Raw genomic sequence first — 14,018 nt, forward strand, 5'->3', positions numbered from 1 at the left:
TCAGCCCGCGAACGGTTGCTCCGCCAGACCGACGACGCCGGGTACCGTCATAAACAGTCCGCCGGCATAAGGTTGCGAAGCGAGTTGCTCCGCGTCGAGCCCGATGCGGGCGGAAGTGATGAAAAGACGGTCGAGCGAGCCGCCGCCGAACGCACAACTGGTCGGCCGCTGCACCGGCACGCGGAGCTCCTGCAGACGCTCACCCTTGGGCGACAGCCGGCGCAGGCACCAGCCGTCCCAGAAGGCGATCCACAGGCAACCCTCGGCATCGATCGTCATCCCGTCGGGATAGCCCTCGCCCTCGCCGTAGCGGGCAAGCTCCAGCTTGTTGAGCGGGGTGCCATCGGGCGCTAGGTCATAGCGATAGGTGACCTGCAGCGCGCTGTCGTTGGCGTACATGGTCTTGCCATCGGGGCTGAACGCCGGCCCGTTGGTGACCCGGAAGCCATCGTCGATGCGGGTGCAGGCAAGGCTCTTGTCGATCCGGTAGAAGGCGCCGCTGGCCTGCTTCTCCTCGTCGTCCATGGTCCCCGCGAACAGCCGTCCGTTGCGATCGACCTTGGCATCGTTGAAGCGATTGGTCTCCCGGTCCTCCTCGGGATCGAACAGCAGTTCGAACCGCTCGAGGTCGTGGTCGACGTGCGCGATGCCGTGCTCGGTCCCGGCGATATAACCGCCGCTGGCCCGCGGGATCAGGCTGCCGATCCGGAACGGCGTGCTGACTTCCTTAAGTTCGCTATGGCTCCGGCTCCAGCTCACGACGCCTCCCAGCAGGTTCCTGCCCTCGTGTTCGCCGCTCCAGCGGAAGAGTCGCCGGCCCTTGATGTCGACAAAGGTAAGTTGCTGACGCTCGGGGTCCCAATGCGGTCCCTCGCCCAGCAGCGCTTTGACGTCGGCTATGCAGGTGACTTCCATCGCACCGCCCAAAATACAGTGGTGAGCGCACTTGGGTAGGACCCTTGTCGCCCTTTGTCGCTTTTGTTGGCATGAGCACGGGGATGTGGACAGACGGATATATTGCGGTCGACTGGGGCACCACCAATCGCCGCGCCTGGCGGGTGGTGAACGGCGCGGTCGAACAGGAATTCGCCGACGACCTCGGCTTCACCAGCGTTCCCCCCGGCGGCTTCCCGGCCGAGGTCGCCACCATCCGCGAGCGTCTCGGCGACCTGCCGTTGCTGATGGCGGGCATGGTCGGCGCCCGCGGCGGGTGGGTGCCGGCGCCCTACATCCCCTGCCCGCTCGATCTCGCCACCCTCGCCGCCTCGCTGATCGAAGTGCCCGAGGCCCGTGCCTTCATCGTCCCCGGCGCCTCGTTCGTCGACGGCCTGCGCGGCGACGTCATGCGCGGCGAGGAAACCCAGTTCTTCGGCGCGGTCGCGGCCGGCCTGTGTCCGCCCGACGGCCTGATCTGTCACCCCGGCACGCACAACAAATGGGCGCTTATGCAAGGCGGGAACCTGGTCTGGTTCCGCACGGTCATGACCGGGGAGATGTTCTCCATCCTGAAAGCGCAAAGCCTGCTCAAGGCGTGGCTCGAAAAGCCGGCCCACCCGGGCAAGGTCTTCGCCGAAGGGGTCGCCCGCGGCCTTGAAGGGCGGGCGGTCACCGCCGACCTGTTCACCGTGCGGGCGCGCGTACTGCTCGGTAGCCTCGTCGAGGCGGACGTAGCGAGCTTCGTCAGCGGCCTCCTGATCGGGGCCGACGTTCGCACCGGGTTGAACGGCATGCCTCAGGGCGAGGTGATCGTCATGGGTCGCGGCGCCCTTACCCAGCTCTATGCGGCGGCCCTGACCCAGTTCGGCCGGCCCAATCGCCAGGTCGACGGCGAAGAAGCCTTTCTTGCCGGAACCAACGCCATCGTGGAGCGACTGTCATGACCGCCGAAGAGGACTTCACCCGCTACCTGGCCGAGTGCCCGCTGATCGCGATCATCCGCGGCGTCACCCCTGACGAGGTCGTCGCGATCGGCGAGGCGATCCTGGCCGGCGGGATCCGCATCATCGAGGTGCCCCTCAACAGCCCCCACCCGTTCGAGAGCATCGACCGCCTGGCCAAGGCGATCGGCGACCGCGCGCTGGTCGGCGCCGGCACCGTGCTCGACACCTTGAGCGTCGCACGGGTCAAGGACGCGGGCGGCCGGTTGATCGTCGCGCCCAACACTAACGCCCAGGTCATCTCCGCCGCGGTGCAGGCCGAGATGGTCGCCGCGCCTGGCTACTTCACCCCGACCGAAGCCTTTGTTGCGCTCGACGCCGGCGCCCAGGCGCTGAAGCTGTTCCCGGCCGAAGGCGCTACCCCCGCGATCCTCAAGGCACAGCGCGCGGTGCTGCCGCGCAAAGTCCCGGTACTGGTCGTCGGCGGCGTCCAGCCCGACAACATGCGGCCGTGGCTCGACGCGGGTGCCAACGGCTTCGGCCTCGGCTCGGGCCTCTACGCCCCCGGCCGCAGCGCCGACGACGTCCATGCACGCGCCAAGGCCTATGTCGCCGGGTGCCAGGCATGAAGCCGATCCGCACCGCCATCATCGGCTTCGGTAAGATCGCCGAGGACCAGCACGTCCCCGCCATCGCCGGCAACCCCCGCTTCGAGCTTGCCGGCAGCGTCAGTCGCCAGGGCAAGGGTCCCGCGCCAAATTTCACCTCCGCCGAGGACTTGCTTGCCGCCGTGCCCGACCTGCAAGCGGCGGCGATCACCACCCCGCCGAGGCCGCGCTTCGACATCGCCCGCACCTGCATCGCGCGCGGGCTTCACCTGCTGCTGGAAAAGCCGCCCTGCGCCACGCTGGGCGAGATCGAGGAATTGCGGCGCCTGGCCGAGGCTGCCGGCACCACCCTGTTCACCACTTGGCACGCCCAGCATAACGGCGGCGTCGCGGCGGCGAAGAAGCTGCTGGCCGACGCCCGCATCCGCTCGATGAAGATCACCTGGCACGAGGATGTCCACAAGTGGCACCCGGGCCAGCAATGGGTGTTCGAGCCCGGCGGTTTTGGCGTGTTCGACCCGGGCATCAACGCCTTCTCGGTCGCCACCGCCATCCTCCCCGCGCCGCTGTTCGTACGCGAAGGGACATTGTTCTTCCCCGCCAACGCCCACACCCCGATCGCGGCCGAGCTCAGCTTCACCTCGCCCGCGGCCGACGGCCCGCTCAGCGCCAGCCTCGACTGGCGCAAGACCGACGGCGAAGAATGGACCATCGACATCGAGACCGCCGACGGCTCGCGCCTGCAATTGCTCGATGGCGGCGCTCGGCTGCTGCTCAACGGTGACGAGGTGGCGACCAGCGGGATCGGCGAATATCCCGATCTCTACGCCCGCTTCGCCCAACTGATCGACTGCCGGGAAAGTCTGGTCGACGTCGAACCCCTTCGCCTGGTCGCTGACTCATTGCTGGTCGGCAAGCGCGAGACGGTGGAGGCAGTGACAGTCTAGCGCCGAATCACTGGCGCCGGCTGCGCCGAACTGGTCGGGCTCTTGCCGGCAATTTCCGGCCAGCCGCCGCGCCACTCCAGCCGATCCATCAGCATCACCCGCCGAGTATTCACGTCATCGGCGGGCTTGGTCCGCGGGCGCCGCGCGTCGACCCCATGGTAGAGGATCCAGTCGGTTCCCGCATCGTCGCGGATGACGCTGTTGTGCCCCGGCGCCACCCATCGCTCATTGGCCTCCAGCACCAGGTAGAGCGGCCTTGTCCGAACCTCGAACGGTCCGGTCGCCGACCGGCTGCGCGCCACCATGGTCGCATAATGCGCCTTGGGTCCGCAGCAATTGTCGCCCGAGAAGAACAGGTAATACCAGCCGTCGCGGACCGTCACCCACGCGCCCTCGACCAGCCGGCGATACTCGCGCGCATCCTCGGTCCTGATCACCGGCACCAGCTCGACCGGCGTGCTGCCCGGCGCGAAGGACATGCCGTCGGCCCCAAGCTCCTGCACCTTGATCGGCTCGAAGCCCGAGCCCCAGTAAAGCAAGGTCTTGCCCGTCGCTGGATCGTCGAACACGAACGGGTCGATGTTCACGAACCCTTCGCCGCACAGCAATGGCTTGCCCATGTCGGTGAACGGCCCTTCCGGCCTGCTTGCGCTCGCCACCGCCAGGCACAAGCCGCGCTTGTCGTCGCTCAGGGCCGCGTCGGGTTTGGCCGAATAAAAGAGCAACCAGCGGTCGCCGCGACGATACACGTCGGGCGCCCAGAAATCCTGCGTCCGGCTGGCCCACGCCGGCTTGACTGGCAGGACGTCGGGCAGTTGCGTCCAGGTGACCAGATCGCTCGACCGCGCCGCCTGGATGTTGCGCATCGGCTCCCCGCCCTGCGTCGCATAGACGTAAAAGCTTCGGTCGGGCGCCCGCACCACCGCGGGATCGGGAAAGTCCTGGTCGATTGCGGGATTCTGATAGCTCGCCGGGGGTGACACCGTCGCACAGGCGGACAGCAGCAGGGCTAGGCCGGGGAGGAGCATTCTCATCGGCCGCCAGCCTAGGCCCCTCCCCGCGCCCTTGCCTAGTAGGATCGCCGCCGCCATGGTCGCGCCCGATCCCAAGCTCATGGAATCAAACGAAGTGGACGGTATGGCCTTTTCGCCCGGCACCCCCCTGCTGACCTTCGCCGTCGAAGCCATCGAGGAGGGTGAGGGCTTCGCGCTCAACGTCTCGCCCAGTGACGGCAGCGGCGTTCGCTCCTATCGCGTCGAAGGACCCGAGCCCGAAGCCTTTGCCGCGATGTTCGATGCGCTGCACGCCGACTTCGGCACTCGCCGCCCTCATCATGCCGAGCCGCCGCAGGACTATCCCGCCCCGCCCTGGCGGCCGCTGATCACCGGCAACCTCCATCCCCGCATCCTGTCGGGCTATGGGGACCCGGCCGTTCTGCGCACCGACGATGGCTGGTGGCTGGTCGCCACCTCCAACGACGCGCCCGACGCCTTTCCCATCCTCCACTCGACCGATCTCGAGACCTGGGACCCGAAGGGCTTCGTGTTCGAGAAAGGCCGCACCCCCGCCTGGACCGCCGCCGGGCTGAAGGTGGGTGACTTCTGGGCGCCCGAAATCGCCCGGGTGGGCGAGGAATATTGGCTCAGCTACACCGCCCGTGCCGCCGATCGCACCCTGTCGATCGGCCTCGCCCGCGCCACCCATCCCGGCGGTCCGTGGACCGACAATGGCGAACCCTTGCTGACCGGCACGGTCATCGACAGCCACGTCCATGTCGACGCCGAAGGCACCCCCTGGCTGCTGTGGAAGAAGGACAGCAACAGCCACTGGCCGCGCCCGCTCGCCGCCCTGCTGCGCGAGAATCCCGACCTCATCCCGGTCCTGTTCGACGAGGAAGGCGACCGCCGCACCGCCGCCTTCTGCGCCGCGATCCAGCCCTTCGCCAACACCCGCCGCCCGATGGAGCGCTTCTTCCTGATGCAGCCGCTGATCCGCGCGGCGCTCGCCAATTGGCGCAAGGTCAAGTCGGCGCTGGAGGCGAGCGGCCTCGCCGCCCACGTCACCGAAAATATGGCGACCCCGATCTACGCCCAGCAGCTCGGCGCCGATGGCCGCAGCCTCGTCGGAGACCGGCACCTGCTACTCGCCAACGATCTCGACTGGGAAGGTCATCTGATCGAAGGGCCCTACCTTACCCACCGCGACGGCCGCTATTACCTGTTTTACGCCGGCAACGACTTCACCTCGCCCAGCTACGGCATCGGCTATGCCGTCGCCGACCGGATCACCGGGCCGTGGCGCAAGGCGGAGCAGCCGTTGCTCCGCTCGCATCCCGACTGGTCGGCGCCGGGTCACGCCTCGGTCTCGGTCGGCATCGACGGCGAGCCGCGGCTGTTTTTCCACGCCTTTCATCCCGGCACCGGCGGCTATAACGTGTTCCGCGCCTTGATGACCGTTGGCTTGGCGTTCAGCGGCGACGAGGTAACGCTGGTCCCATGACGGACCCGATGGGGAGAGTAAGCGTGCGGCGACTGGCTTTGATTGCGTTGATCCTGGCAAGCACAGCCGCCTCGGCCCAGCAGCAGCCGATCATGGAGCCCGTGCTGCGCGAAAACTTCCCCGACGCCTTCGTCATGGCGGAAGGCAATGGCAGCTTCATCGCCTACGCCACCAACGACGGCGCGAACGTGCCGATGGCGGTCAGCCGCGACCTCATCAGCTGGACCCCGGTGCGCGACGCTGCCGGCAAGAAACAGGACGCCATGCCGACCCTCGCCCCGTGGGTGAAGCCCGGCTTCACCTGGGCGCCTGAAGTGATGAAGGTCGGCGCCAATTACATCCTCTATTACACCGCCAATCACCGCGCCCAGGACAAGCAATGCCTTGGCGTCGCGGTCAGCGCCTCGCCGCGCGGTCCGTTCGTCGATCGTTCGGCCGAACCGATGGTCTGCCAGTTCGACCTCGGCGGCTCGATCGACGCCAACCCGTTCCGCGACAAGGACGGCAAGCTCTACCTCTACTGGAAGGCCGACGGGAACCGAATCGGCAAGCGCAGCCGCCTGTGGGGAGCCGAGCTCACCCCTGATGGCCTCAAGCTTGCCGGCGCGCCCAAGGATATCGGCCTGACCGACGAAGACCCGTGGGAGCAGCGCGTGATCGAAGCGCCGACCATGCTTCGCGTCCCCGACGGTTATGCCATGCTCTACTCGGGCGGCTATTTCGGTTGGAACGACGACCAGCGCCTCTCGCCCTACGCCATGAACTGGGGGCGCTGTTCGGGTCCGCTCGGCCCCTGCAACGACGGCGGCGCGACCCCGATCCTCAACAGCTATGCGCGCCCCGGCAAGGAAGGCTGCCTGTCAGGTCCCGGCCATCAGTCGGTGTTCCGCGCCAACGGCGGCACCTTCATCAGCTTCCACGGCTGGTCGACAACCAAGGGCTGCCGCAAGGGGGAGGGCAAGCGCTTCCTCTACGTCGCACCGTTCGGGTGGGAGAATAACGCCCCCGCCATCGCGCCGAGCCTTCGCCCGGCCCGCTAGGACGAGGGCTCCCGCAAACTACGGGAGCCCTCTCTAGCGATCAGAGGCGGGCGCGAATGCCCAGGCTGAACGTCGTCTCGTCGTAGCGCAGGAAGCGGATGTAGTCCGCTCGCGCCGCGCCATTGCGGGCCGAGCTCAGATATTCGCGATACGGCTTCTCGAGGATGTTGGTCCAGTCGCCGAATACCGTCAGGCGGTCATTGATCGTGTAGCTGGCCGACAGGTCGAGACGGCCCGACGGCTTGCCATATTGATAGTAATAATCGCCGCCGAAGTTGGCCGGATTGTTGTTGTCGCGGATGTCGATGAAGCCGAGAAACTTGCCCCGCTTGTTGTAGCTGACCCGCGCCGAGAAGCCGGCATTCTCGTACATGCCGACGAGGTTATAGGTCCACTTGCTCACCCCGTAGATCGCCCGCTGACCGATGATCGTGTTGCCATCTGTAATCTCGGTATCGAGATAGGTCAGGTTGGCCTGCGCGCCGAAGTTGCGCAGGAAGCCGGGCACGAACCCCCAGTCGAAGAAGCTCGAGAATTGCACCTCGGCACCATCGATCTGCGCCGCGTTGGTGTTGATCGGCGCGGTCAGCTCCAGCGCGCCCAAGTTGGGGTCGATGTAGCGGAGCGTCTGGTTCTGGAAGAAGCCCTTGAGGTCGCGGCGGAACACCGCGGCGGCCACGAGCCCGCCCCGCCCGAAATAATATTCGAGGCTGGCGTCATAGTTGTTCGAATTGAACGGCTGCAGGAACGGGTTACCGCCGCCGCCGCGCCGGACGCAATCGAACGGGTTGGAGGTCGTCGACTGACCCGCGGCATTGCACTGCCCGGTCGGCGCACCCGTATCCGACGCCGGATTGAGATCGCCGAAGGTCGGCTTGGTCCGGGTCTGGGTCGCCGACAGCCGCAGCTGCGCGCCCGGCAGGAAGCGCCAGCGCACCGAGGCATTGGGCAGCCAGTCGGTATACTTGTTCCCGACGTCGACCGGGGTGAAGACGTTGTTGATCCGGCTGGTGCCTTGGACCTGGCTTTCGGTTCGGACTGCACGAAGACCGATCACGCCGTCGAGATTTTCACCGAAGGCGAAACGGCCCTGCACGTAACCCGCGAGCGTGTCCTCGCTGGCGGTGTAGCGCGAGCGCGGATCGGCTGCGACGGGATCGAGGGTGTAGCTCGCGCAGCCGTTGCCGGGATCGCCCGGCAGGATGCTTGGGCAGCGGCTGATGATGAACTGCCGCAGCTCACCAAGGCTGTCGCGGACGCTGCCGTAAGTCGGGGTCAGCCAGCTGCGGAAGCCCTGCACGTCCGTCCCGCGAAAGCCCGGCCGGTTGAAGGCATAATCGATCGGAAGCGCGCTTGCCGGAATGTCGAGCGGAAGCAGGAAGGCGTAGCGATTGCCGAACCGGCGCGCGGCGTCGCGGGTGGTGTAGCGCGCACCCGCCTCAAGGGTCGGAAGGAAATCGAACCCGGTCTCATATTGCGCGTCGGCCCGGAACTGCCAGTCGTCGCCCTGCGACTTCTGGTCTTCTTCGTACAGTCCGCGGAAGCGATAGTTGGCGACATTGTCGAGGCCGGGTAGCGCGCCGTAGCTGAACTCGGGAACCTCGTTGTTGAAGTTGACGCTGAACGTTCCGGTCGGGCGGAACACGGTGTCGACCGACTCCGTCGAACCCCGGAAGGTCGAGCGGGTGCGGGCGACGTCGGCGGTCAGCCTCAACCGGCCGAGGTCGGCGCTTCCGCCGGCGGCGAATTGATAGGTGTCGGTCTTGTTGTAGGTCGCGCCCTGGAAGCTGAAGATGTCACCACCGGGATTGGTGACGGTGCCGCTGGAAAGCAGATCGGTGCCGGGGCGCAGCACGACGTTCGACAGCGTGCCGCCGTACAGTGGCTGTTCCCACTGGCGATCGCTGATCTTGTTGCGGAAGCCCTGCCACAGGCCCTCGACATAGAATTGGACGTCGGGCGAGACCTTAAGCTGGATCGCCCCGTTGATCGACGGGCGAACGCGGTTGCCGCTGCGATAATACAAGCGCTGGATGTCGGGGAAGCGCCCGGCCGGCCCGGGAGCGATGAAGTCGGTGTTGCTCGGTTCGCTGTCGAGATAATCGAGCTCGGTCCGGCTATAATTCAGCAATACGCCGATCTCACCGCCGTCACCGAAGCCCCAACGATTGGAGACCAGCAGGTTGACGTTCGGATTCCACTTGCCCGCCTGCTTTGTATACAGTCCCCAAGCCGAACCCGCGACCTCGAAACCCTGGAAGTCGAACGGTCGCCGCGAGCGGACGTTGACCTCGCCCGCCAGGCCGGCCTCGACCAGATTGGCGGTGGTGGTCTTAAACACTTCCAGCGCGGCGATGTTGGCACTTGGGAAGTCCTGCAGCGCGACGACGCGGGTTTCGGCGGTAAAGATTTCCCGCCCGTTGTAGGTGGTCGCGAAGTCGGGAAGACCGCGGACCAGCACGGTGTCGGCTTCGCCCCCGCGGCGGGTCACCTGCAGACCGGGAATGCGCGCGGCGGTTTCTGACACGGCGATGTCCGGCAGCTTGCCGATATCCTCGGCGACGATGGCGTCGATCTGCTGCTCGCTGTTGCGCTTTAGATTGACCGCCGACTGGAGCGAGCGGCGAAGGCCGGTGACGACGATCGTCTCGTCCTCGGCGGCAGCGGCGTCGGACTCCTCGGCCGTCTGTTCGACTGCGGGGTCGGCTGGCTGCTGCTGGGCGGCGGCCGGGGCGGCAACCGCCAACGCGGTAAAGCTCGCAGATGCGAGGGCGAATGTCCGGATGCGCATATGTTCCTCCCCAGGCCTCCTGGCGCTGGGAACACCCAAACGCCCCTGTTGAGGCGACGCTACACCCGCTTTCGCCGCAGCGACAATGAGAGGGGTAGTTAACTTCGGTATCGTCGGGCCGCTGTTGCAGAAAGGTGACTACTGCACCTCGGCCAGGAACTCGTTCACTCGTCGCTCGGCATCGGCCAGCGCCTGGGGCACCGGCTTCTGCCCGGTGATCGCCGCCGCCATCTCCTCGCCCACCAGCCCCTCGATCGCATTCTGCCGAAGCACCCCGTCGGGAAGCGCACGGCCGATGGTCGCGACCACTGCAAAGTTCTGGCGATGCGGCAGGGATCGGAACGCCGGACCATCCACTTGTGCCTGCACCGCCGGCAGATGCCCGGTCCGTGCCCAGTCGCCGTTGCGCGCCGCCATGAAGCGGAAGAAGTCGGCGATGGCCTGCTTCTCCGCCGCTGTCCGCTCACGCTTGGGCACCACCCAGGCGTGCCCTGACACGAACATCAGGTTGCGCGCAAAGAGTTGCGGGAAGGGCTGCACCGAATAGCTTTCGAACAACGGCCGCCCGCGGGTCTTCTCTTCGGTTTCGAACTGGCCGATCATCCAGGTTCCGGTGGCGTAGACCCCGCCCTCACCGCTTATGAATGCGGCGATCGCTGCCGGCGTATCCATGTTGCTGGTGCCGATGCCTTCGCGCGTGATCTCGCGGAACAGTTCGGCCACGCGTCGGCCTTCGGGCGTGTTGAGGCGAATGTGGCGGGGATCGCTGAACAGCGGCGACCCTTGCGCCATCATGTAGGTGTAGAGGATGCGCGCCGCCCCTGCCGGATCGCCGACCAAGCTCTGGATCAGATAGGGCTTTCCGGTCCGCTCGCGGAATTGGCGGCCCTGACGCAGCAACTCTTCCGGACTGCGCGGCAGGATCGGCCTTCCGTCCGCACCGACCAGCCCGGCCTTGCGGAACAGCGCCAGGTTGATGTGCCACAGCCCGCCGTGGGTGTCCCACGGCAGGCCGTACATTCGGCCGTTCCACGTCACCCCCTGCCGCGCGGCGGGGGTGAAGATGCCCGGCGCCAGCCCGGCCGCTGCCAGGTAAGGCTCGACCGGTTCAAGCAGCCCCTTGCCGGCATAATCGGGAACGATACCGCTGTGCATCGTCACCAGATCGGGGGGTTGGCGGGCGGCAAGTTGCGCGGTCAGCTGCGAATAGCCAGGCCACGCCACCACGTTCTGACTGACCCGCGTCTCCGGATGCGCCGCGCGGAAAGCGTTGATCATCGTCGTGACGATCCCGCACTCCCCCTCCGCTTTTGCGACGTCGGTCGCGGTACCATGGTCGCTGGTGCACTCGCCGAAGAAGCGCTGGATGTAGAGCCCCTGCCCGCGCTCGTCGGGCGAGCAACTGCCGAGCAGCAGGGCCGCGGCCAGCACCAGCGCGCGCCTCACTTTAGTGCCGTCCCGGCCATCGCCGCGATGATCTGTTTCTGAAAGATGAGGTAGACGATAAAAATCGGAAGCGAGGCGAACACCGCCTGCGCCATCAGGAAACCCAGCCCGCTGGTCTGGGCATAATTCATCTGCGCCGCCGCCAGTCCCACCGTCAGCGTGTACATGTCGCTGCGCGTGGCCGAGATCAGCGGCCACCAGTAATCGTTCCAGCTGCCGAGGAAGGTGAACACCGCCAGCGTCGATTGCGCCGGCACCGTCAGCGGAAGGATGATGCGGGTGAAGATGCGCCAGTGACTTGCCCCGTCGAGCAGCGCCGCTTCGTCCAGTTCGCGCGGGATCGCCCGCATATATTGCGTCATGAAAAAGACGCCAAAGCTGGTGGTCAGGCCGGGCAGGATCAGTCCCGGATAGCTGTTGTGAAGGTTGGCCCAGGCGAACAATTGGTGCTGCGACAGGATCACCGCTTGCCCTGGAATGGCGAGGCCCATCAGCACGAACAGGAACAGCAGCCGCCGCCCGCGAAACTCCAGCCGGGCGAAGCCATAGCCGGCCAGGCTGGTCAGGATCAGCACGCCCAGCGTCGTTCCCGCCGATACGATCAGGCTGTTCAGCAGCCAGCGCAAGGTCTGCCCATTGCCCATGATCGCGCCGTAATTCTCGAGCGTCCACGGCGGGGACAGCGCCGCACCGCTATTGCCGACCAGCGCCGCGTTGGACTTGAAGCTCAGCGCCAGCGTCCACAGCAAGGGCGCCAGCATGATCGCCGCGCCGATGCCCAGCGCGATCGCTGCCGGCAACGGCAGGCGCGTTCGGGCGGCTACCGCATCAGCGGCCACCGTCGCCCTCCCCCGCCCGGCCGGTCAGCCAATATTGGGTCAGCGTCACCACCAGGATGATCGCGAACAGCACTTCGGCGGCGGCCTGCGCATAGCCCAGCTCCCAGCGCCCGAACGCGACTTCGTTCATGAACAATACGACCGTCCGCGATGCTCCGCTCGGACCGCCCGCGGTCAGCAATTGCGCTTGTCCGAACAACTGCAGTTGCGCCGCGGTCTGCAGCATCACGACCAGGATGGTGGTGCGTTTGAGCGATGGGACGGTGATCGAAGCGAAGGTCCGCCAGCGGCTCGCCCGGTCCAGCGCCGCCGCCTCGTACAGGTCGGCAGGCACCTGCTGCAGCCCGGCCAGGAACAGCAGCATCGGCAGCCCGATCGACCACCAGATGGTGGTGATCGCCAGCGCCCACAGCGCGAGGCTGGGCGAGGACAGGAACGGTAGCGGCTCGGCCCCCAGCGCCTGCGCCGCCTCGCCCAACAGACCGGCGTCGGGCGCGAGGATGAAACGCCAGATCAGGGTCACGATTGTGACCGACAGCACCGCCGAACTGAAGAAGATTCCGCGCAGCACTGCAGCACCCCGGCTCGCCCGGTTGAGCGCCAGCGCCAGGGCCAGCGCAATCGCGGTCAGGATCGGCACCACCATCAGGGTGACGACAAAGGTGTTGATCAGGCTCTGCCCAAACACCGGGTCGGCCAGCAATCGTCCGTAATTGGCCAAGCCCGCGAACCGGCCATCACCCCAGATGTCGACGATGTGCAGCGACAGCCACATGCCGTGCAGCGTCGGCAGGATCAGGACCGCGCAATAGATGAGAAGAAACGGCCCGACGAAGGCGAGCCCTGGATCGCGGCGGACGGACCGGAGCCCGCTCACTCCGCCGCCCGGTGGAAGCCGCTGCCGTCGGGCCCGAACAGATGCGCCGACTGCCCGTCGATCGCCAGCATGATCTGGTCGCCCGTCTTGAGCGACGTGGTGCCGACATCCTCGCCGGTGATAGCACCGCCGTCGGCCAGCTTGGCATAGACCAGGCTGCGCTCCCCCAGGCGCTCGACCAGAACGACCTCTGCGGCCACCCCCTCCGGGGCGACCCGGACATGTTCGGGGCGAAGGCCGAGTTCGATCGCACCGCTTTGCGGCAATCCCGCGCGCGGCACCTGCGTCTCGATTCGCGTACCGTCGCCCAACATCACCGCCGCATATTCGCCGCCGTCGACCAGCCGCACCGGCAACATGGTCATCGCCGGCGATCCGACGAATTGCGCGACGAAGCGATTGGCCGGCCGCAGATAGATTTCCATCGGCGCTGCGACCTGCTGGATCTGGCGGTCGTGGAATACCACGATGCGGTCGGCCAGCGTCATCGCCTCGGCCTGGTCATGCGTAACCATGACGACGCCCGCGTCGACCCGGTCGCGCAGCTGCGCCAGTTCGACCCGAGTGCGCAGGCGCAGGGCGGCGTCGAGGTTGGACAAGGGTTCGTCGAGCAGGAACAGTTGCGGCTTCTTGACGATCGCGCGTCCGATCGCGACCCGCTGGCGCTGTCCGCCCGACAATTGTGCCGGCTTGCGATCAAGCAGCGGCTCGATCTCCAACACCCGCGCGGCGTCGGCGATCAGCGCGTCGATCTCGGCTTGCGGGACCTTGGCGTTGCGGAGGCCGAACGCCATATTCTCGCGCACGCTCATGTGCGGGTAGAGCGCGTAGGACTGGAACACCATGGCGACGTCGCGCTCGCCCGGGCCGAGTGTATCGATCCGGCGATCCTCCAAGATCACCTCCCCGCTGTCGGCGGTTTCGAGCCCGGCGATGATCCGCAGCAGGGTGGTCTTGCCCGACCCCGAAGGCCCAAGGAAGGCGATGAATTCGCGCGGCGCGATGTCGAGATCGACCGCCTCCAGCACCTGGGTTCCCCCAAACGACTTTGACACGCCGCGAAGCTGAAGACCTGGCACGACGGGCAACTTAGC

At 66.7% G+C, this 14,018-nt stretch carries 12 protein-coding genes; 5 read left to right on the plus strand and 7 right to left on the minus strand.

Annotation, left to right across the window (positions count from 1 at the left end; all coding sequences use genetic code 11):
- On the minus strand, nucleotides 1–915 hold the full coding sequence (locus M1K48_RS06620) for an SMP-30/gluconolactonase/LRE family protein (RefSeq protein WP_249505049.1): 915 nt from the start codon (nucleotides 913–915) through the stop codon (nucleotides 1–3).
- A gap of 83 nt (nucleotides 916–998) precedes the next feature.
- Between M1K48_RS06620 and M1K48_RS06625 the strand changes: the two genes are divergently transcribed.
- The 3 genes from M1K48_RS06625 to M1K48_RS06635 are packed head-to-tail and all read left to right on the plus strand — an operon-like array spanning nucleotide 999 to nucleotide 3,432.
- Nucleotides 999–1,880, plus strand: coding sequence for a 2-dehydro-3-deoxygalactonokinase (locus tag M1K48_RS06625; RefSeq protein WP_249505050.1), 882 nt, complete (start codon nucleotides 999–1,001; stop codon nucleotides 1,878–1,880).
- The gene (locus tag M1K48_RS06630; RefSeq protein WP_249505051.1) at nucleotides 1,877–2,506 is read left to right on the plus strand and encodes a 2-dehydro-3-deoxy-6-phosphogalactonate aldolase; all 630 of its coding nucleotides are present in this window, start codon (nucleotides 1,877–1,879) and stop codon (nucleotides 2,504–2,506) included. The genes M1K48_RS06625 and M1K48_RS06630 overlap by 4 nt, the downstream gene beginning before the upstream one ends.
- Nucleotides 2,503–3,432, plus strand: coding sequence for a Gfo/Idh/MocA family protein (locus M1K48_RS06635; RefSeq protein ID WP_249505052.1), 930 nt, complete (start codon nucleotides 2,503–2,505; stop codon nucleotides 3,430–3,432). Before M1K48_RS06630 ends, M1K48_RS06635 begins: the two co-directional genes overlap by 4 nt.
- On the opposite strand, the gene M1K48_RS06640 is transcribed toward M1K48_RS06635, so the two are convergent.
- Nucleotides 3,429–4,466: a glycoside hydrolase family 43 protein gene (locus M1K48_RS06640; protein WP_249505053.1), complete on the minus strand. Its 1,038-nt coding sequence runs from the start codon at nucleotides 4,464–4,466 to the stop codon at nucleotides 3,429–3,431. The genes M1K48_RS06635 and M1K48_RS06640 overlap by 4 nt on opposite strands.
- A 31-nt stretch (nucleotides 4,467–4,497) precedes the next feature.
- Between M1K48_RS06640 and M1K48_RS06645 the strand changes: the two genes are divergently transcribed.
- Both M1K48_RS06645 and M1K48_RS06650 read left to right on the plus strand, forming a co-directional pair.
- Nucleotides 4,498–5,931 (plus strand): glycoside hydrolase family 43 protein, encoded by a 1,434-nt coding sequence (locus M1K48_RS06645; RefSeq protein ID WP_249505054.1) that lies wholly within the window; start codon nucleotides 4,498–4,500, stop codon nucleotides 5,929–5,931.
- A gap of 47 nt (nucleotides 5,932–5,978) precedes the next feature.
- Nucleotides 5,979–6,971, plus strand: a complete 993-nt coding sequence (locus tag M1K48_RS06650; RefSeq protein WP_249505055.1) for a glycoside hydrolase family 43 protein — start codon at nucleotides 5,979–5,981, stop codon at nucleotides 6,969–6,971.
- Nucleotides 6,972–7,011: 40 nt separating this feature from the next.
- Here the strand turns inward: M1K48_RS06650 and M1K48_RS06655 are convergent, their stop codons facing one another.
- From M1K48_RS06655 to M1K48_RS06675, 5 genes are all read right to left on the minus strand, one after another.
- Nucleotides 7,012–9,762 (minus strand): TonB-dependent receptor, encoded by a 2,751-nt coding sequence (locus tag M1K48_RS06655; RefSeq protein WP_249505056.1) that lies wholly within the window; start codon nucleotides 9,760–9,762, stop codon nucleotides 7,012–7,014.
- A gap of 138 nt (nucleotides 9,763–9,900) precedes the next feature.
- A complete protein-coding gene (locus M1K48_RS06660) occupies nucleotides 9,901–11,208 on the minus strand; it encodes an ABC transporter substrate-binding protein (RefSeq protein WP_249505057.1) in 1,308 nt (435 codons plus the stop codon).
- Entirely contained in the window at nucleotides 11,205–12,047 is an 843-nt protein-coding gene (locus M1K48_RS06665; RefSeq protein WP_249505058.1) for a carbohydrate ABC transporter permease, read from the minus strand. Before M1K48_RS06665 ends, M1K48_RS06660 begins: the two co-directional genes overlap by 4 nt.
- Complete coding sequence (locus tag M1K48_RS06670) at nucleotides 12,037–12,924, minus strand: carbohydrate ABC transporter permease (protein ID WP_249505059.1); 888 nt, start codon at nucleotides 12,922–12,924, stop codon at nucleotides 12,037–12,039. Before M1K48_RS06670 ends, M1K48_RS06665 begins: the two co-directional genes overlap by 11 nt.
- Nucleotides 12,921–13,979, minus strand: coding sequence for an ABC transporter ATP-binding protein (locus tag M1K48_RS06675; RefSeq protein ID WP_249505060.1), 1,059 nt, complete (start codon nucleotides 13,977–13,979; stop codon nucleotides 12,921–12,923). The genes M1K48_RS06670 and M1K48_RS06675 overlap by 4 nt, the downstream gene beginning before the upstream one ends.
- Nucleotides 13,980–14,018 lie beyond the last annotated feature (39 nt).

The sequence above is a fragment of the Sphingomonas glaciei genome (genome assembly GCF_023380025.1).
Taxonomy (GTDB): domain Bacteria; phylum Pseudomonadota; class Alphaproteobacteria; order Sphingomonadales; family Sphingomonadaceae; genus Sphingomicrobium; species Sphingomicrobium glaciei.